Annotated in this window: 16 protein-coding genes; 11 read left to right on the top strand and 5 right to left on the bottom strand. The window is 68.4% G+C overall.

From position 1 onward, the window contains the following. Window positions 1–6 precede the first annotated feature (6 nt). The 4 genes from NP095_RS05655 to NP095_RS05640 are packed head-to-tail and all read left to right on the top strand — an operon-like array spanning window position 7 to window position 5,128. Entirely contained in the window at window positions 7–990 is a 984-nt protein-coding gene (locus NP095_RS05655; protein WP_232416938.1) for a PD-(D/E)XK motif protein, read from the top strand. 1 nt (window position 991) lies between these two features. Next, window positions 992–4,216 carry a Z1 domain-containing protein gene (locus NP095_RS05650; protein WP_232416939.1) on the top strand — a complete coding sequence of 1,075 codons (3,225 nt, stop codon included), beginning with the start codon at window positions 992–994 and terminating at the stop codon, window positions 4,214–4,216. Beyond that, window positions 4,209–4,733, top strand: a complete 525-nt coding sequence (locus tag NP095_RS05645) for a hypothetical protein (RefSeq protein WP_232416940.1) — start codon at window positions 4,209–4,211, stop codon at window positions 4,731–4,733. Before NP095_RS05650 ends, NP095_RS05645 begins: the two co-directional genes overlap by 8 nt. A 32-nt stretch (window positions 4,734–4,765) precedes the next feature. Then, window positions 4,766–5,128, top strand: coding sequence for a hypothetical protein (locus tag NP095_RS05640; protein ID WP_232416941.1), 363 nt, complete (start codon window positions 4,766–4,768; stop codon window positions 5,126–5,128). Between the two features lie 133 nt (window positions 5,129–5,261). Here the strand turns inward: NP095_RS05640 and NP095_RS05635 are convergent, their stop codons facing one another. After that, window positions 5,262–6,239: a DUF5692 family protein gene (locus NP095_RS05635; protein WP_232416942.1), complete on the bottom strand. Its 978-nt coding sequence runs from the start codon at window positions 6,237–6,239 to the stop codon at window positions 5,262–5,264. Between the two features lie 130 nt (window positions 6,240–6,369). On the opposite strand from NP095_RS05635, the gene NP095_RS05630 reads away from it, so the two are divergent. From NP095_RS05630 to NP095_RS05615, 4 genes are all read left to right on the top strand, one after another. Then, window positions 6,370–6,969 (top strand): TetR-like C-terminal domain-containing protein, encoded by a 600-nt coding sequence (locus NP095_RS05630; protein WP_232416943.1) that lies wholly within the window; start codon window positions 6,370–6,372, stop codon window positions 6,967–6,969. An 82-nt stretch (window positions 6,970–7,051) separates the two neighbouring features. After that, complete coding sequence (locus NP095_RS05625; protein ID WP_232416944.1) at window positions 7,052–7,594, top strand: TOPRIM nucleotidyl transferase/hydrolase domain-containing protein; 543 nt, start codon at window positions 7,052–7,054, stop codon at window positions 7,592–7,594. A 170-nt stretch (window positions 7,595–7,764) separates the two neighbouring features. Continuing rightward, window positions 7,765–8,655: a PhzF family phenazine biosynthesis protein gene (locus NP095_RS05620; protein WP_232416945.1), complete on the top strand. Its 891-nt coding sequence runs from the start codon at window positions 7,765–7,767 to the stop codon at window positions 8,653–8,655. Between the two features lie 58 nt (window positions 8,656–8,713). Further along, window positions 8,714–10,015: a DUF7168 domain-containing protein gene (locus tag NP095_RS05615; protein ID WP_232416946.1), complete on the top strand. Its 1,302-nt coding sequence runs from the start codon at window positions 8,714–8,716 to the stop codon at window positions 10,013–10,015. A 21-nt stretch (window positions 10,016–10,036) separates the two neighbouring features. Here NP095_RS05615 and NP095_RS05610 read toward each other — a convergent pair whose 3' ends face one another. Further along, entirely contained in the window at window positions 10,037–10,402 is a 366-nt protein-coding gene (locus tag NP095_RS05610) for a DUF2255 family protein (RefSeq protein WP_232416947.1), read from the bottom strand. Window positions 10,403–10,460: 58 nt separating this feature from the next. Next, the gene (locus NP095_RS05605) at window positions 10,461–11,528 is read right to left on the bottom strand and encodes an ABC transporter permease (RefSeq protein WP_232416948.1); all 1,068 of its coding nucleotides are present in this window, start codon (window positions 11,526–11,528) and stop codon (window positions 10,461–10,463) included. A gap of 32 nt (window positions 11,529–11,560) precedes the next feature. Between NP095_RS05605 and NP095_RS05600 the strand changes: the two genes are divergently transcribed. The 3 genes from NP095_RS05600 (at window position 11,561) to NP095_RS05590 (ending at window position 14,692) form a co-directional block, all read left to right on the top strand. Continuing rightward, window positions 11,561–12,004, top strand: coding sequence for a MarR family winged helix-turn-helix transcriptional regulator (locus NP095_RS05600; protein WP_232416950.1), 444 nt, complete (start codon window positions 11,561–11,563; stop codon window positions 12,002–12,004). 83 nt (window positions 12,005–12,087) lie between these two features. Then, window positions 12,088–13,092 (top strand): 5'-3' exonuclease, encoded by a 1,005-nt coding sequence (locus NP095_RS05595; protein ID WP_232416951.1) that lies wholly within the window; start codon window positions 12,088–12,090, stop codon window positions 13,090–13,092. 34 nt (window positions 13,093–13,126) lie between these two features. Further along, a complete protein-coding gene (locus NP095_RS05590) occupies window positions 13,127–14,692 on the top strand; it encodes a peptide chain release factor 3 (RefSeq protein ID WP_232416952.1) in 1,566 nt (521 codons plus the stop codon). 2 nt (window positions 14,693–14,694) lie between these two features. On the opposite strand, the gene NP095_RS05585 is transcribed toward NP095_RS05590, so the two are convergent. Together NP095_RS05585 and NP095_RS05580 are read right to left on the bottom strand one after the other, a co-directional pair. Further along, window positions 14,695–15,348: a LuxR C-terminal-related transcriptional regulator gene (locus NP095_RS05585; protein WP_232416953.1), complete on the bottom strand. Its 654-nt coding sequence runs from the start codon at window positions 15,346–15,348 to the stop codon at window positions 14,695–14,697. 47 nt (window positions 15,349–15,395) lie between these two features. Next, the gene (locus tag NP095_RS05580) at window positions 15,396–16,664 is read right to left on the bottom strand and encodes a sensor histidine kinase (RefSeq protein ID WP_232416955.1); all 1,269 of its coding nucleotides are present in this window, start codon (window positions 16,662–16,664) and stop codon (window positions 15,396–15,398) included. Window positions 16,665–16,708 lie beyond the last annotated feature (44 nt).

Raw genomic sequence — 16,708 nt, 5'->3', positions numbered from 1 at the left:
TCCACCATGGGCGCAACGTTGTCGGAACTGAACCCGGCCACTCTTGAGAAATACTTCCGCAGCGGGACGGTGACCACGCACCTGGTCAGCGAATCTCCTGAGGCACTCATCAGGATCGACGGCCCCGGCCAGACGATCACACTGCTGACGCCGCACACCGGGATGGTTCAGGACACCGCGGAGCTGAAGCGCGTCAGCACCGGCATCGAGAATCGCGACGGCGCCACGTGGGCCCGCATTGCCTTCGATGCCCGCAACATGTACGCCGAGGCTTACGGACTGATGCTGTCGATCGTCCAGGCGATGCACGGCGGCGCCACGTTCGCCGCAGCGACTTCCGCCGCGATGACGAACATGAAGTCGCTGCTCGCGGCCAAATCGCGAATCTCAGACGAGAAGCAAGTCGGTTTGATCGGTGAGCTCCTCCTCTTCCGAACGCTGCTGGACGCCCACGACGAGTACGCCGTGACCGACTGGTGGTTGGGCCCGCTCGCCGAGGAGCGGGACTACGCGTTCCCGGCTTTCGACGTCGAGGTCAAGACCACCCTCGGCGAGAGACGCACGCACGTCATCCACGGAACGGGCCAGCTCGAACCAAGCCCCGGACGGTCCTTGTGGCTCGTGTCAGTCCAACTCACCCGGGCCGGGGGCGACCCGCACGGGATCACTCTGCCGGGACTGGTTCAGACGATCCGAGAGCGCCTCACAACGACGCGGGACCGGTTCGTGACCTACCTGGCGTCGGAGGGCTGGGAGGACACCGACGCTGCGATGTACCCGACGTCGTACATCCTCCGCACGACCCCGGCGGCGTATCTCGTCGACGACGACTTTCCCGCGCTCACTCCGAGCCGGCTGCACGCCGTGGTTCCGCACAGTGATCTTGTCAGTGCCGTGACCTACCGTGTCGACGTCTCCTCGCGCACCGCGGGAGATCCCGGCGAGCCGCTCTCCGGATTCATCAGCGCGCCACCCGCGCAGGAGGCATGACGTGACCGACCCGTACACCGATGCAATCGTGGGCGTCGTCCGCGGCATGAGCAAGAGTGACCCCAAGCCCGTGCTCAAGCGTGTGCGGTTCGAGCTGGACGACGCGGGGGTGGCTGGCGACTACTCCGAGCACGACCTCATCGACGCACTCACCTCGACCGACGTGAACAGTCCAGCGCGCTACGAGTTTCACATCCAGCTTTCCAAGTGGGATGCCGTGCGCAACGCCGCATGGGCCGAAGACACTGCCGCGTACTCGCAGGAGAGGCGAGATGCGACCCTCGGGGCTCTCGGCTTCTCCGATAAGGCACAGGCTTCGATCAACCATGCATTCCAGGTGAACCTCTCGGGCGCGGTTGTCATCTCCGGCAAGCCGGCCGATTGGGATCCCTGGTACGAGGCGAAGGCCGATCGCTCGTTCTACTGGGACGGGTATCGGGGTGTGCTCGAGGCGAAGGGCTGGGACGCGGACGCGATCAGTGAACTCGGCCGCACCACCGATGAGGTCGTCAAGCGTCTGGCTGACCCCACCCGCGATGACCCGTATCAATCGAAGGGTCTCGTCGTCGGTCACGTGCAATCCGGAAAGACCGCCAACTTCACTGGGGTCATCGCCAAGGCGGTCGACGCCGGCTACAAGCTGGTGATCGTCCTCACCGGCACCATCGAGCTTCTGCGTGGGCAGACCCAGCGCCGTATCGATATGGAGCTCATCGGCGAGGAGAACATCCTCGGCGGCGTGGACCGCAACAACCCCGACCTCACCGCCTCCGTCGACTACATCGGAGACGGGGACGTCGACTGGTTCGACGGGAAGTTCGTCTCCTACGGCAAGGATCCCAAGGAGCTCGGCATGCCGGGCATCCGGCGGCTGACCGGCGCCCACGACGACTACAAGCTACTCAAGGCGGGCCTCGGTTATCTCGACTTCCGCCAAACCGACCACCTCGTCGACCCGGCACGCCCCCTCTACGATCCGCAGAACCTCTATCGGCCCGACATCCGCATCGCTGTCGTGAAGAAGAATTCGCGAGTCCTGAAGAAACTTGTCCAAGACCTCCAGTCAGTGAAGACCGACCTCAGCGAGATTCCCACGCTGATCATCGACGACGAGGCCGACCAAGCGTCGATCAACACCACCAGGCCCAAGAAGGACTCGGCCGAGGAGAAGGAACGCACCGCGATCAACCGCCTGATCGCACAGCTACTCCGCGAGATCGGACGCGCCCAATACGTGGGCTACACAGCCACGCCATTCGCGAACGTTTTCGTCGATCCCGAGGACTCCGAAGACATCTTCCCGAAGGACTTCATCGTCAGCCTCCAGCCGCCGCCGGGATACATGGGCGGCGCAGCCTTCCACGATCTCGACCGAGACGTATCAGGGGACGACGGGGGCGAGGGCGAGGAACGGACCTTGGCCAACTCGAACGAAAGGGCCTACGTCCGGTCCCTTCTCGCGGCCCCCGATGACCCCGATGCACGGGACGCTGAGATGCTCGCGGCTCTCGACGCGTACGTGCTCGCCGGGGCAGTCAAGCTGCACCGGGCCGCGACGCTCGGCAAGCCCAAGCTCTTCCGCCACCACACGATGCTCGTCCACGAGTCCGTGAGGACTGCAGAGCACGCGATCCTGGCCGACGACATCCGTCGAGTCTGGATGTCCGCGGGCTATGACCTTCCCATGGGGCTAAAGCGGCTCCAGGACCTGTGGAACAACGATTACCGACCGGTCACGGAGGCGCGCGGCGCGGACGAGCCGATCGTCGAAAAGTTCGCGGACCTAATCCACTTTGTCGGTCAGGCGGTCGACAAGATCCAGGAGGGTGTCAACCCGGTCGTCATCGTCAACGGGGTCGCGGAGAAGGACTACCAGCAGGACGACATCAACTTCCAGGCACGCGACGTCTGGAAGATCCTCGTCGGCGGGGCCAAGCTCTCCCGCGGCTTCACCGTCGAAGGCCTGACGGTCTCCTATTACACGCGTCGGACCGTTGCCGCCGACACGCTGATGCAGATGGGCCGCTGGTTCGGCTACCGCCCCCACTACCGCGACCTCGTGCGGCTTTACATCGGCCGCAACGTACCGGGGCCGAGGAAGACGGTCATCGACCTGTACAAGGCGTTCGAGGCGATCGTCCGCGACGAGGAGGACTTCCGCGAGGAGCTCCGACGGTTCCAGGGCTTCGACGATGATGGCCGACCCTTGGTGCGTCCGATGGACGTGCCTCCGCTGGTCTACCAGAGCCTGCCCTACCTCAAGCCGACCAGCAGCAACAAGATGTACAACGCCGAGCTCACCGAGCAGGGCGAGGGCGGCAAGGTCGTCGACTTCAACCAGCAGGGCTTGCACAACGACAAGTTGAACGAGCAGCACTTTGAATACGTGCAGTCGCTGCTCGACGCGGCCGACAACACCGGCCAGTTCTTCTACATCAACGAGTCCGGGTCGCCGCGACCGTGGGCTGCCCGCTACGGCATCGTGGATGCTAACGCACTGATTGATGTCGTCAGCCGATTCCAGTGGGCAAAGAACTTCAAGTTTGACCCGTACGTCGCTTTCATGCGCAAGGCAATCAGGGAAGGCACGCTCAAGGACTGGGCTGTCATCGTTCCGGAGCTCGACACCTTGCCGACCAGGACAGTCGAAGGCCGCAGCCTTAGGATCATGCGCCGCTTCCGGCGGACGGACCGGCCGGAGCAGTTCTCGGGCTCGTCGACCCGCCAGCGCGACGCGCTCCTCGCGATCTCAAGCGGCATCGACGCTCAGACCGTCGATACCGACGGCGAGATCGCCGCGGCGCTCGAACGTCCCGAGTACAAGCACCTCAAGGATCTCAAAGTCGCGACCCGCGGTGCGTTCCTGCTGACCTTCGCCGGCGACAGCTCCTCGGCCAGGTTCCACGACGCGAAGGGGGTCACCGACCCGAAGCTTCTGCCCGAGCCCACGAAGCCCAAGGACATCGCGACGCTCTTCTCCTACGCACTGCCACTTGCCTCTGCGCCTGCTGGCCGAATTGCGTTTAAGGTGCGCCGGAAGGACCGGCCCGACGATGCGATCGTCGACGTGCAGACCACGGACGGCCGCACCCCTTTGGCCCGACCGTCGACTGCCTTCGAGCGTCCGCCTTCAAACATTTATCGCGTTCCTGACGACGGAGGTTCACCTCTGGAGGACGTCTCGGCCCGCCCCTCAATCGTTGCGCCGGTCGAGTTCCGTGACTGAGCCGACCAAGGTCATCGTTCGACGCGTGTGCGCCGACGACAGTTTGCTGTCCCGGCTTGCTGATTTTCGCTGTGCAGATCAGAACGCTGACCATGAGATTGAAGTAGAGCGTTGGATTCAAGACCAGCTTGCATCGTGGGCGTTCGACCCTGGCGCCGCAAGGGACGAGCCGCAAGTTCTCGCCGCGCTTGACGATCAAACTGAGGCACTCATCGGGCTGTTCGCTCACGAACATGCAGTGATGCAAGTGGGTGACGTCATCATCCCCGCCGAGAAGATCGCGGTCGTTGCAGTGGGCTTGGACTACCAGCGCCAACGCGATGTCGACAACCGGCGTTACAGCGACATCGTGATGAGTTCGGGGCTCCAGGCCATCGAGAGGCGCACGCCGCCGCAACGGCGTGTCTTCGGTTACGCACACATCGACAATGGAGGAAGCTTCCGGCTCCTGGAGCGCCACAGCATGGCGCGTCGCATCCCAATAGACGCGATGACACAGTTAGTCACCCACGGCTAAATCTCGCGTGGCGAGGTAGAACAAGGTCGCCGATGCATCAACCCACCGACCGTTTTCATCGCGCGGCGTACCACTCGCGGGTCACGCTAGCCAAGAAGAAGGTCACGGCGGGCCGGCAGCAGGTCGTCAAGGTGCGGCAGCTGCGTCCGGGCAGCACGGCGAAGATCCGTTACCGCGGCACGCTGCTGGCGACCGTCACGGTGAACTCGAAGGGCACCGTCAAGGTCGTCAAGCGCGGCAGGGCCGGCGGCTCGAAGGTCACGATCAGCCGCGGCAAGCAGGCGGTCAACCTGCGGTTCAAGGTCGGCAAGAAGCGGGGCAAGGCCGCGGTCGTGCTCACGGCCTCGGGCTCGCCCCGGGTCGCGCAGAAGTTCACGGTGACCAAGAAGCGCTGAGCACAGCGCCCGACACCCCGGCATCGCTGTCGACGACAGATGCGAGGGCCCCCGCCGTCCGGCGGGGGCCCTCCTGTGTTCAGGTCGTCTGGGGCAGCCGAGAAACGCCCCCCGGCGCTTCTCCTCCGCCCGGTCAGACCATGGCCAGTCGATCCTCCTGACGCGGGGTCGCCGGGACGGCCGTCGGCTCGACGGGGAGGTTCGCCTCGAGCACCTCGCGGTACGAGGGCTGATCGGTGTACAGCTCGTCGCGCAGCGGGTTGAGATGCCGCGTCACGATGACGTACAGCTGGTAGGCCGCCACGGCGATGTTGGCCGCGAGCGACAGGGCCGACACGATGAACAGCGCGGTCGAGTTGTGCGACGAGTCGACGGCGAACTGCGACGAGGTCACGAACGTCGGGAACGCCATCGTGAACATCATCCACAGGGCCAGGGTGTGGGCGCGGTGCTGCAGCCAGGCGCCCTTCTTGATGAAGAAGGCCGGGATGGTGCAGGAGATCAGCAGGGCCGCACCGGCGTAGAAGGAGTGGTCACCGACGCAGTTGTAGACGTAGGCGAAGTTCCACAGGTCGTACGCGATGACCCAGAACCACATCATGTCGGGCCAGATCATGTCCTTGGCCTTGTCGCTCGACACGATGATGCCCGCCCAGCCGCAGATGGTGAGCAGGTTGAGGATGCCGGCGATGCCGTTCATGTAGTTCCACGGACCGCCGACCATGAAGACGCCGTCGTGCATACCGTCCAGGCCCGCGACCTGGAAGTCACGGATGACCGCCTCGCCGATGTTGATCGCCAGGATCGCGGCGGGGAACATCAGCATCCAGCGGTTCTTCGCGAGCCGCGGGACGTACCGGATCAACATGAAGCCCAGGCACCCGGCGAGCGCCGAGTAGACCTTGACCCAGTGGAACCAGGTGCCCGTGGACGAGCCCGCGCCGGCCGTGTGGGGCCACACGAAGATCGTGAGCACGATGGGCAGCGCCACGAAAAAGGCCAGGCCGGCCCACTTCCAGCGACGCGTCACCTCGTTGAGGGCGATGAGAGCAACCAGGACGACGCTCCACATCACCCAGGAGTACCAGGGAATGGATTCGAACAAGAACACTCGGACCTCCTCCGTTTGGGGCGGCCCGCCGGCATGCGTGCCGTCATTCCCTACGGTAGAAATCCCTGTCGTTCCAGTCATTAGACACTTCGCGAAATGTGTCCAAGGACGTCCGGTCGTACTGTGAGGCATGCCCGAGGAGACCGCCGAGGAGCACCATCGCGCCGGCGCACGCGAGGCCCTGGCGGCCGCGCTCAAGGCGCGGTTGCGCACCGAGCCGCTCGACAAGGTGACGGTCACCGAGCTGACCCGCGACTGTGGACTGACGCGGCAGGCGTTCTACTACCACTTCCCCGACGTGCGGCACCTGGCGATCTGGGTGTTTGAGACCGAGGTCGCGGGCCAGGTGCGCTCCTTCGCGTCGGAGCTGGGATGGGCCGACGGTCTGGTCCGACTGCTGATCTACCTGCGCGACAACCGGTCATCGACCGTCGCGGTGCTCGACGGGCTGGGCCGGTCCGGGCTCGAGCGCTTCCTGTTCGCGCAGATGCGGCCGATCACCGAGGCCGTGATGGAGAAGGACGGTGGCGGCCCGGTGCGCGCGCAGGACCGGGTCCTGATCGTCGACTTCTACACCTCGGCGGTGCTGGCCGTGGTGCTGCGGTGGGTCGCGGACGGCATGGTCGAGCACCCGTATCGCGTGGTCGGTGATCTCGAGATCATCCTGCACGGGGCGGTGCGCGAGTCCGTCCGCCGGCTCGACGACCGTGCCACGCCGCGGCGAGATTGAGAACAGGCACGACGTCGCACGGGAGATACGGGCCCGCCGACCCGGCCCACGGCTCCCCCGGCGGCTCCGCGAGAATCGGCGGGTGCCCAAACCCATCACACTCCTCGTCGAGGGCGAGTCCGACCGCGGCGCCCTCGTCGCCCTCGCTCCGCGTTTCGGGGTCGACCTCGAAGCGGAGCAGATCACCGTCACCGTCATCGGGGGCGCCGGCAACTTCGGCCGTGCGATCGCCGAGGCGGCTGCCCAGGGACACCGCGTGGGCGGCCTGTACGACGAGGCCGAGGAGCGCTTCGTCGCCGGTGCGCTCAACCGCCAGGAGGGCGAAGACCTCACCCGGCAGGGGTTCTTCGCCTGCCGCCCCGATCTGGAGCTGGAGCTGGCTCGCGCGATGGGGGTGGCCGCGATGACGTCGCTGCTGGAGGCGAACGGCGATCTGAAGAAGTTCCGCGACTTCCAGAACCAGCCCGCCCACCGCGACGACGAGGCGCTGGGCCAGCTGCGCCGCTTCGTGTCCGCCACGGGCTCCCGGAAGGCCACGTACGCCGCGCTGATGGCCGAGACGGTCCCGTTCGAGGTGGTCCCGGAGCCCATGGCCGGACTGCTCGGCTGGATCTGGAGCAGCTGAGCCGCCTCAGCCGTCCGGGTACGAGACCGGCCCGCCCAGCCAGCAGCCGCTGATCTCCGGGCCATCGAGCCGAGCCGCAGCCTGGTGCGGACGGGGCCCTGCTCGTGCCACTCTGAGCGGACAGACCCAGACCCGCCTGACCGGATGCTCACCGAGGAGGGGCCAGCGCGATGACCACCGAGGTGCTCCACTACGCCGCGTTCACGACGGTCGAAGGGGGCGGCAACCCCGCGGGCGTGGTGCTCGACGCCACCGGGCTCGACGATGCGGCGATGCTGACGATCGCGCAGGACGTAGGCTACTCCGAGACAGCCTTCCTGTCGGTCGGCGCGACCGACGACGGCACGACCCGGGCGGACGTCCGCTACTTCAGCCCCGTGGCGGAGGTCGCGTTCTGCGGTCACGCCACGCTCGCCACCGCCGTGGCGTTCGCCGAGCGTCACGGCCCCGGGCGTCTCGCCCTGAGCACCGCCGCCGGCGACGTGGCAGTGAGCACCCGCAGTGAGGCCGGCCGTTTCGTCGCCACCCTGTCCTCGCCACCGACGCACACCCGTCCGGTCGACCCGGACGTGCTGACCGAGGCGCTGGCCGCGCTCCGCTGGACCGACGCCGACCTCGACCCCGCCTATCCCCCGCACGTCGCCTTCGCCGGAAACGACCACCTGGTCCTCGGCGTCCGCAGCCGGGAGACGCTGACCGCGCTCGACTACGACTTCACGGCGCTCGAGGAACTCATGGCCCGGGTGGGCTGGACGACGGCGCACCTGTTCTGGGCCGAGGACGAGGTGACGTTCCACGTCCGCAACCCGTTCCCGCCCGGCGGCGTGGTCGAGGATCCCGCCACCGGCGCGGCCGCCGCCGCGTTCGGCGGCTACCTGCGCGACCTCCACCTCGTGTCGACACCGACTCGCATGACGATCCATCAGGGCCACGACATGGGACGACCGAGCGAACTGCTCGTCGACGTGACGGCCGACGACCCGAGCGTCGCGGTCACCGGCCGCGCCGCCGCGATCCCCGCCTGGGATCACCCCACTCGTCCGGCGAACTCCGCAGACTAGGCGGGCGCGCCACACGGCGCGCCGAACGATGTCGGAGCCCTCTGGCAGGCTCGTGGGCATGGACGATCCCGACCAGCGGTCGACGTATGCCGCCGAGGACATGGTGACCGCGTGGCTGGACGCCGTCTCCCCCGACACCGGTGTCGTCCAGGTGACCCTCACCCGCCGGGGCAAGCGTCGCGTCGTCGACTTCTCGCCCGAGACCGAGCCCCGCTTCTCGAAGCCCTCGGACGTGACGGTCTTCGTCGACCAGGTCCTCGACCGGCTGCGTCAGCAGGCCCGCGACTACGGCTCGCGCTATCGCGACCGCGAGCGCAAGCCCGTCGAGGTCGTGACGTACCGCGGATGGAAGAAGGCCACCTACCGCGACGGGCAGATCTGCCTGCCCGAGCGAGAGCGCGGCGGCGCCTGGGCCCTGCGCGGCTTCGTGGTCGTGCACGAGCTGGCCCATCACCTGAACACCGGTGTCGAGGGCGCGATCATCGACACGCACGGCGCCGGATTCCGGGCGACGATGCTGCAACTGCTCGAGGACATCGGCTGGACCGAGATCGCGGCGATGCTCCGTGAGGCACACCGGCAGCTGGGGCTCGACAGCCAACGACCCGAAGGCGACGGCATGCTCGCCAAGGTCGGGAAGATGCTGCGCCACGCCGAGGGCGCCAGCACCGAGGCCGAGCGCGACGCCTTCCTCACGAAGGCCCAGCAGCTCGCCACGAGCCACTCGATCGAGCTGGCGGTGGCGCGGGCCGCGCACGAGCAGACGGAGTCGTCGCCGACCCCCTCGTTCGAGCCGGTCCGGCTCGGGCACCGTGGTCAGCAGTCGAACGTGCGATACATCGAGTTGATGCTGGCCGTCGCCCGAGCCAACGACTTGCGCTGCACCATCCGCGGCGACAACACCGGGGTGACCCTGTACGGGTTCCCCGACGACATCGCCGTGGTGAAGACCCTCTACGTCTCCCTCGTCGTGCAGATGGTGGCCGACGCCGACGCCTACATCCGCTCCGGCGCCCATCGGCCGGTGCACGGGCGCACCGCGCGCGCGGCCTTCTACTCCGGCTGGACCGCACGGATCGAGCAGCGGCTCCAGCGAGCCCAGTGGGCGGCGCAGTCCAGCGCCGGGGTCTACTCGAACGGCATCAACGTGATCACCGGCACGGCCAGGGGCGCCAAGCTGCCCGCGCTGGTCGCCAAGGAGGTCGAGGTGCGCGACTACTTCGACTACATGCGCCGCCAACACGGCGTCCGGGGCACGTGGCGCGGCAGCAACGCCGTGGCCGACGATCACTCGACCGCCCGGGGACGCGCCGCGGCCGAGCGCGCTCGCCTCGGCCGCGAGGCCGAGCTCACGACCTGAGGGCTCCTCAGGAGCCGCTGGTCACTGCGGGACCAGGCGCAGGGTCGTCGACACGACGTCCTCGCTGGTCATCGGGCCGATGTACGCCGGACCGTAGTGGCCGTACTTCTGCAGGTAGGCGGCGTTGATCGCGGCCTGCTCGTGGTCGCCCACCGGCTCGACGCGCACCTCCAGCTGCCTGCCCCCGATGCCGAGCATGGCCTGTCCCGCCTCCCGGACACTCCGATACCAGCGGCCCGTCGGGCCGCGGTACGACCGGACGTAGAGATCGCCACCGCTCCTGACGATCCAGATCGGCACCTGCTCCGGTGGTTTCCCGACCCCGGAGATGGTGACCTCGTCCGACCGTCCCGCCTCGTCCACCAGCGTCGCGTTCTCGCTCGACATGACAACCCCCGTTGTTCGGCGTCCGACTCACTCATCGTCACATCGCGGGGCCGCGATGTCAGCCGACGGCCACGACCTCCTCGAGCTCTTCCTCGACGTCCTGCGTCGAAGCGGTGGCGTGGGCAGCCCGCCACACGCCGCGCTCGGCCACGCCGGCGACACCGACGAGCGCCGCTCCGGCAACCAGCCACAGGACGAGGGTGACGACCTCACGTCCGATCCCCAGCTCCGGGAAGTAGACCAGGTTGCGGCCGATCTCGTTGAGCGCGGCGCCGTCCCAGAAGGAGTGCAGGGCGCCGAAGAAGCCCGGCTGGAGCTCGGGAGCGTAGACGCCGCCGGCCGAGGTGAAGTTCAGCATCACGAAGAGCGCGACCATCGTGGGCGTGGTCAGCCGACCGAGGAACGGGTGCAGTCCGACACCGAACAGGACGATGCCGGCGGTGTAGAGCCAGGCCAGCAGCCCGATCTGGCCGACGTGACTGGGCAGGGCGCCGTAGACCGGTCCGGCCACGAGAGTCACCAACGCGGCGAGGACACCGGACGCGACGATCGCCAGACCGAACCGGGTCCGAAGCCGCAGCCCCGCCCCGGCGGCACCGATGGCGATGCCTGCCGCGTACGAGCCCACCGTCAGCCCGACCACGTAGAAGAACATGCTCTGTCCGCTCGGGTCGCCCTCGGACGCGACGGGCACGACGTTCTCGGTCTGCAGCCGGACGCCCTGCTTCTCCGAGACGGCCTGGAAGACCGTGAGCACCGAGCTCGATGTGGTGGCGGAGGCGGCGTCGCTGTGGAGCAGGGTCGCCGTGTCGCGGCCGGGCACGAGCGCCGCGGCGAGCTCACGGTGCTCGATCTGGTCGCGGGCGTCCTCGACGCTCGCCACCGTGCGGACGTCGAGAGCGTCCCCGACCTCATCCTGCAGGGTCTGGGCCATCACCTTGGCGTCGGCACTGGTCCCGACGACGTCGACCCGGACCCCCTGCGGATTCGGCTGGTGGAACCCGCCCAGGTAGGCCAGAGCCATCCCGGTACCGAGGAAGAGAGGGACGAGCAGATGAACGGCGACGTGCTTGAGGGCGTGACGCTCGGCCGGCGAGTGGGTCATCGAGACCTTTCGAAGTTGCATAGTGAAACTTGTACTGTTGTAGATTACAACCCATGGCATCAGACGCGAAGTCGAGTGACGATCGGGTGAACGAGGAGCTGCTCGACCAGCTCTCCCTGTACGGTCGCCGCGCGCGCGGCGCAGTGGAGCGGATCGCGCCCGAGCTGTCGTTCGCGGAGTACAGCCTCCTCGGCCAGGTCTCAGCCGAGGACGGTGTTCGCGCCCATGACCTCGCCCGCGTCTTCGGCCTGGACAAGTCGACGGTGAGCCGTCAGCTCGCCGGCCTGACGCGGCGTGGGCTGATCGAACGCGACGAGTCTCGATCCGTTCGCGTGACGCCGGCCGGCGCGCGACTGTTGCGCTCGACCCGTGCCGCCCTGCTGGAGCTCCTGGGAGACCGGATCGCGGACTGGTCCCCCGAGGAGCGACGCACGTTCGCCGACCTCATGCGGCGCTACAACGCCGCGGACCCGGAATCGGGCGGCGACCACGCATGACCGCGGCACTCCCGGGGCACCGTGCCCCCACCCCGGCGACGGAGTCTGCCGGCCCCGGGCGCTCTAGGATGGCGAGCACTCCCATGCCTGCTCCCGATGCTCCGCCCCGCAAGCTGCTGCTCGTGGTCGACGCACCCTCGCTGCTGCACCGCAATCACCACGCCCGGGCACACACGGGACTGGTGGACCGGTCGGGCCGGCCTGCTTGGGCCCTGCACGGGATGCTGCGGCAGATCATCGAGGCCATCGAGCGGTTCGCCCCCGATGCGGTGATCTTCGGGCTCGACGACCGCAAGGCGTCCGTGCGCGAGGAGCTCTATCCGGCCTACAAGGCGGGACGAGCAGCCAAGGACGAAGCACTCGTCGAGCAGCTCGATCGCGCGGGTACGTTCCTCGACGCCCTCGGGCTGGCCACCCTCACTCCCCCGGGGCTCGAGGCTGACGACGTCAGCGCCTCCGGCGCCCGGTGGGCGCGGGACCACGACTGGAACTGCGTCATCATCACGTCCGATCGCGACGCGTTCAGCCACATCAGCGAGCACACCCGCGTGCTACGCCTCATCAACGGAGGCATCGACGCCTCGCCGCTGCTCGACCCGACCCGGCTCGTCAGCATGTACGGCATCGCCGCCGAGCACTATCTCGACTTCGCCGCCCTGCGCGGCGATCCCAGCGACAACCTCCCGGGCGTCTCCGGGATCGGGGAGAAGACCGCGGCGGTGCTCCTCACGCAGGCCGGCTCCATGCAGACGGTCTGGGCGGACATCGAGTACAACGAGGGACGCACCCTCGCAGCGACCCTGGACTCCTGGGCCGTGGAGACGGGCACGCGGCGGATGGGTGCCACCATCGTCCGCAAGCTCGCCGCGCCCGAGGCCCGCGAGCGCTACGAGTTCAACATCCAGATGATGTCCGGCCGCGATGACCTCGACCTCGGTCTCACCCCCGACGTGCCCGGCACGCCGGGCCTACTCCCACTGGACCTGGGCCGCGTGAACACGGTCGTGGGTTATCTCGGTGTCGAGAGGACGACGACGCTCGCAGTGCGGGTGCTCAGCACCGATCCGGCGTCCGTGGCGCTCCGCTGAACCCGCCTGCCGGGCTCCCGAGTAAAATCGGGTGGTGTCCGACAAACGCCCCCGCCGTACCTTCGCCGTCATCAGCCACCCCGATGCCGGCAAGTCCACGCTGACCGAAGCGCTCGCGCTGCACGCCCGAGTCATCAACCAGGCCGGGGCGGTGCACGGCAAGGACGACCGCAAGGCGACGGTGTCCGACTGGATGGACATGGAGAAGGCGCGTGGCATCTCGATCACGTCCGCCGCTCTGCAGTTCGTCTATCGCGACCACGTGATCAACCTCGTCGACACCCCCGGCCACAGCGACTTCTCGGAGGACACGTACCGCGTGCTCTCGGCGGTCGACTCGGCCGTGATGCTGGTCGACGCCGGCAAGGGCCTCGAGCCCCAGACCCTCAAGCTCTTCCGCGTGTGTGCGCTGCGCGGCATCCCGGTCATCACCGTCATCAACAAGTGGGACCGACCGGGCCTGTCCCCGCTGGCCCTGATGGACGAGATCGAGCAGCAGATCAAGCTGCGTCCGACTCCCCTGACCTGGCCGGTCGGTGAGGCCGGCGACTTCCGCGGCGTCCTGGACCGCCGCACCGGCGAGTTCGTGAAGTACACCCGCACCGCCGGCGGAGCCGAGCGCGCGCCCGAGCGCCGCATGACGTCGGACGAGGTCGAGGACGTCGACGCCGACGTCTGGGCCAACGCGACCGACGAGAGCGAGCTGCTCTCCCTCGACGGCGCCGACCACGACCAGAAGCGCTTCCTCGCCGGCGAGACGACGCCGGTCATGTTCGCCTCGGCGCTGCAGAACTTCGGTGTCGCCCAGCTGCTGGAGCTGCTGCTCGAGCTGGCTCCCGGACCGAGTGCGACCGCCGGGGTCGACGGCACGGTGCGCCAGGTCGACGACGCCTTCAGCGCGTTCGTCTTCAAGGTCCAGTCCGGCATGAACAGCGCCCATCGTGACCGGCTGGCCTATGCGCGCGTCGTGTCCGGGACCTTCGAGCGAGGCATGGTCGTGACCCACGCCTCGACCGGGCGGCCCTTCACGACGAAGTACGCCCAGTCCGTGTTCGGCCGGACGACCTCCTCGGCCGAGCACGCCGAGCCGGGCGACATCATCGGCTTCGTCAACGCCCAGGCGCTCCGCGTCGGCGACACCGTCTACGACGGTGACCCGATCGACTATCCCCCGGTGCCGAGCTTCGCTCCCGAGCACTTCATGACCGCGACCGCCGCCGACATCGGCCGGTACAAGCAGTTCCGCCGCGGCATCGAGCAGCTCGACCAGGAAGGCGTCGTCCAGGTGCTGCGCTCGGACCTGCGCGGCGACCAGAGCCCGGTCCTGGCAGCCGTCGGCCCGCTGCAGTTCGAGGTGGTCGAGGAGCGCATGAAGAACGAGTTCTCCTCGCCGATCCGCCTCTCCCGGCTGGACTACCAGGTGGCTCGCCGGACCGATGCCGAAGGCGCGCGAGCCCTGGCCGGCACGCGCGGCCTCGAGGTCCTGCAGCGCACCGACGGCACCTACATGGCCCTCTTCACTGACAAGTGGCGTGCGAACAAGGTCGCCCGCGACAACCCGGACGTCCTGCTGGAGGAGTTGCCCGCCGGCGACGTGTGACGTCAGTCGCCGCGTGAGGTCGAGCGGAGCCAACCCAGCACGGCTCGCACGCGGCGATGATCACTCTCGTCGGCATGCAGACCGAGCTTCGCGAAGATCCGCTGGGTGTGCTTCTCGACCGCACCCTCGGTGACGTGCAGCGCTCCTGCGATCGCGTGGTTGGAGCGCCCCTCCGCCATCAGCGCGAGCACGTCCCGCTCGCGCGGGGTGAGGGCGGCGACCGGGTCGGCTCGACGCCCCATCCACTGCTGGACCACCTGGGGATCCAGGACAGTGCCACCGCTCACGATCTGGTCGAGCGCACCCAGGAAGTCGTCGACGTTGCTGACGCGGTCCTTCAGCAGGTAGCCCACGCCACCCTCTCCCCCGGCCAGGAGGTCGTCGGCGTACGAGACCTCGACGTACTGGCTCAGGACCATGATCCGCGCCCCGGGCCACTGGGCCCGCACGGCGACCGCGGACCGCAGACCCTCGTCGGTGTGGCTCGGCGGCATCCGGACGTCGACGACGCCGACGTCCGGACGATGGTCGGTCATCGCCGACACGAAGCCCGGCCCGTCACCGGCCTGGGCCACGACCTCGTGACCGGCTTCGGCCAGCAGCAGGCTCAGCCCTTCCCGGAGCAGGACCGAGTCGTCGGCGATCACGATGCGCATCGCACCAGCATCGGCCATCGACTCGCGTGCGGTCACACCGCCGGCCGTCACCCGAGCGGGATCCGAGCGGTGACCACGGTCGGGCCACCCTCTGGCGAGTCGACCTCGAGGGTGCCGCCGACGGCGGCGACGCGTTGCCCGAGGCCGGCCAGTCCCTGCCCCTTGCCCAGATGGGCACCGCCGACGCCGTGGTCACTGATCTCGACGAGCAGGTCGGTGCCGACCGGGACGACCCGCACCTGCGCGGCCGCGGCTCCCGAGTGCTTCGCGACATTGGTCAGCGCCTCGGAGACGGTGAAGTAGACGGCCGTCTCGACGTGCGGCGAGAGTCCCGCGGGCAGCTCGTGGACGAGGTCGACCGGGACCGCGCCGCGGACGACGAGCTCGTCCAGGGCAACCCCGAGCCCGCGATCGACGAGCAACGGCGGCGCGATGCCTCGCGAGAGCGACCGGAGCTCGTCGAGCGTCTCACGGGCCTGTTCGAGGGCCGACTCGATCGTCGCCGACGCCTGCTCGGGATCGGCGTCCACCTGGCGCCGCGCGCGACCGAGGTCCATCGTCAACCGGACCAGGCGCTGCTGCGGTCCGTCGTGGATGTCCCGCTCGAGTCGCCTCAGTGCGACGGCCTCGGCCTCCTGGGCCGCGTCTCGCGCGCCCTCGGCACGCTCGACCCTCGCGGACAGGGAGCTGCGGCCGTTGAGCACGACGTCGGCGAGCGAGGCGTGGAGCCACGCGACGCCACGGACGGCCCACGGCAGGGTGGCGAACGCGATCAGTCCGAAGGCGAGGTTGAGCAGGCTCTCGGCGACCCGCCCGTTGCCGAGGCCGAGCTGCGACGCGAGCGTGTCGTAGGTGTCGGGCAGTGACCGCTGCCAGAACCAGTAGGTCGTTCCGGCGAGCGCGACAGCCCACCACGTGACGGTCACGACGCAGGCGAGGATCCCGGTCACGAACGCCAGCGGACCCCACAGGGTGTCCAGCCACATCTGCGGATCGCGCAGCGGGTCGAGCAGCCGGGCGATCGGGCCCCTCTTCGCGCCCGCGACGCGGTAGGAGTCGGGACGCGGCTCGCGGCCCTGCATCGCGACCAGGCGGAGGCGTTCGAGGCGGGCCAGCCACGACGACACGACCAGCGTGGCCGAGAGGACCAGCAGGCCCACCCAGATGATCAGGGTGCCGACGCCGGCGGAGATCCCGGTCACCGTCACCACGAAGCCGACGAGGCCCAACGGGAAGGCGGTGATCGCGTACAGGGTGTCCCAGCCGACGCGGGCGGCCACCGCGGACCGCGGTTGCCGGATGGAGGAAATGCTCACGGTTGTCATGTCTCCATCGTTGTCGCGTCTTGGCCGCGATCCGA

It is taken from the genome of Aeromicrobium duanguangcaii, assembly GCF_024508295.1.
In the GTDB taxonomy this organism is placed as follows: Bacteria; Actinomycetota; Actinomycetes; order Propionibacteriales; family Nocardioidaceae; genus Aeromicrobium; species Aeromicrobium duanguangcaii.
The sequence above is the reverse complement of the archived record's forward strand: the minus strand, read 5'-3'. Positions and strand labels throughout refer to the sequence as shown.

Excerpts from the sequence above, each read along its gene's own strand:
- NP095_RS05600 (WP_232416950.1), top strand. The coding sequence starts at position 11,561 with ATGGCATCAGACGCGAAGTCGAGTGACGATCGGGTGAACGAGGAGCTG.
- NP095_RS05630 (WP_232416943.1), top strand. The coding sequence starts at position 6,370 with ATGCCCGAGGAGACCGCCGAGGAGCACCATCGCGCCGGCGCACGCGAG.
- NP095_RS05610 (WP_232416947.1), bottom strand. The coding sequence starts at position 10,402 with ATGTCGAGCGAGAACGCGACGCTGGTGGACGAGGCGGGACGGTCGGAC.
- NP095_RS05595 (WP_232416951.1), top strand. The coding sequence starts at position 12,088 with ATGCCTGCTCCCGATGCTCCGCCCCGCAAGCTGCTGCTCGTGGTCGAC.
- NP095_RS05655 (WP_232416938.1), top strand. The coding sequence starts at position 7 with ATGGGCGCAACGTTGTCGGAACTGAACCCGGCCACTCTTGAGAAATAC.
- NP095_RS05615 (WP_232416946.1), top strand. The coding sequence starts at position 8,714 with ATGGACGATCCCGACCAGCGGTCGACGTATGCCGCCGAGGACATGGTG.
- NP095_RS05640 (WP_232416941.1), top strand. The coding sequence starts at position 4,766 with ATGCATCAACCCACCGACCGTTTTCATCGCGCGGCGTACCACTCGCGG.
- NP095_RS05605 (WP_232416948.1), bottom strand. The coding sequence starts at position 11,528 with ATGCAACTTCGAAAGGTCTCGATGACCCACTCGCCGGCCGAGCGTCAC.
- NP095_RS05585 (WP_232416953.1), bottom strand. The coding sequence starts at position 15,348 with ATGCGCATCGTGATCGCCGACGACTCGGTCCTGCTCCGGGAAGGGCTG.
- NP095_RS05620 (WP_232416945.1), top strand. The coding sequence starts at position 7,765 with ATGACCACCGAGGTGCTCCACTACGCCGCGTTCACGACGGTCGAAGGG.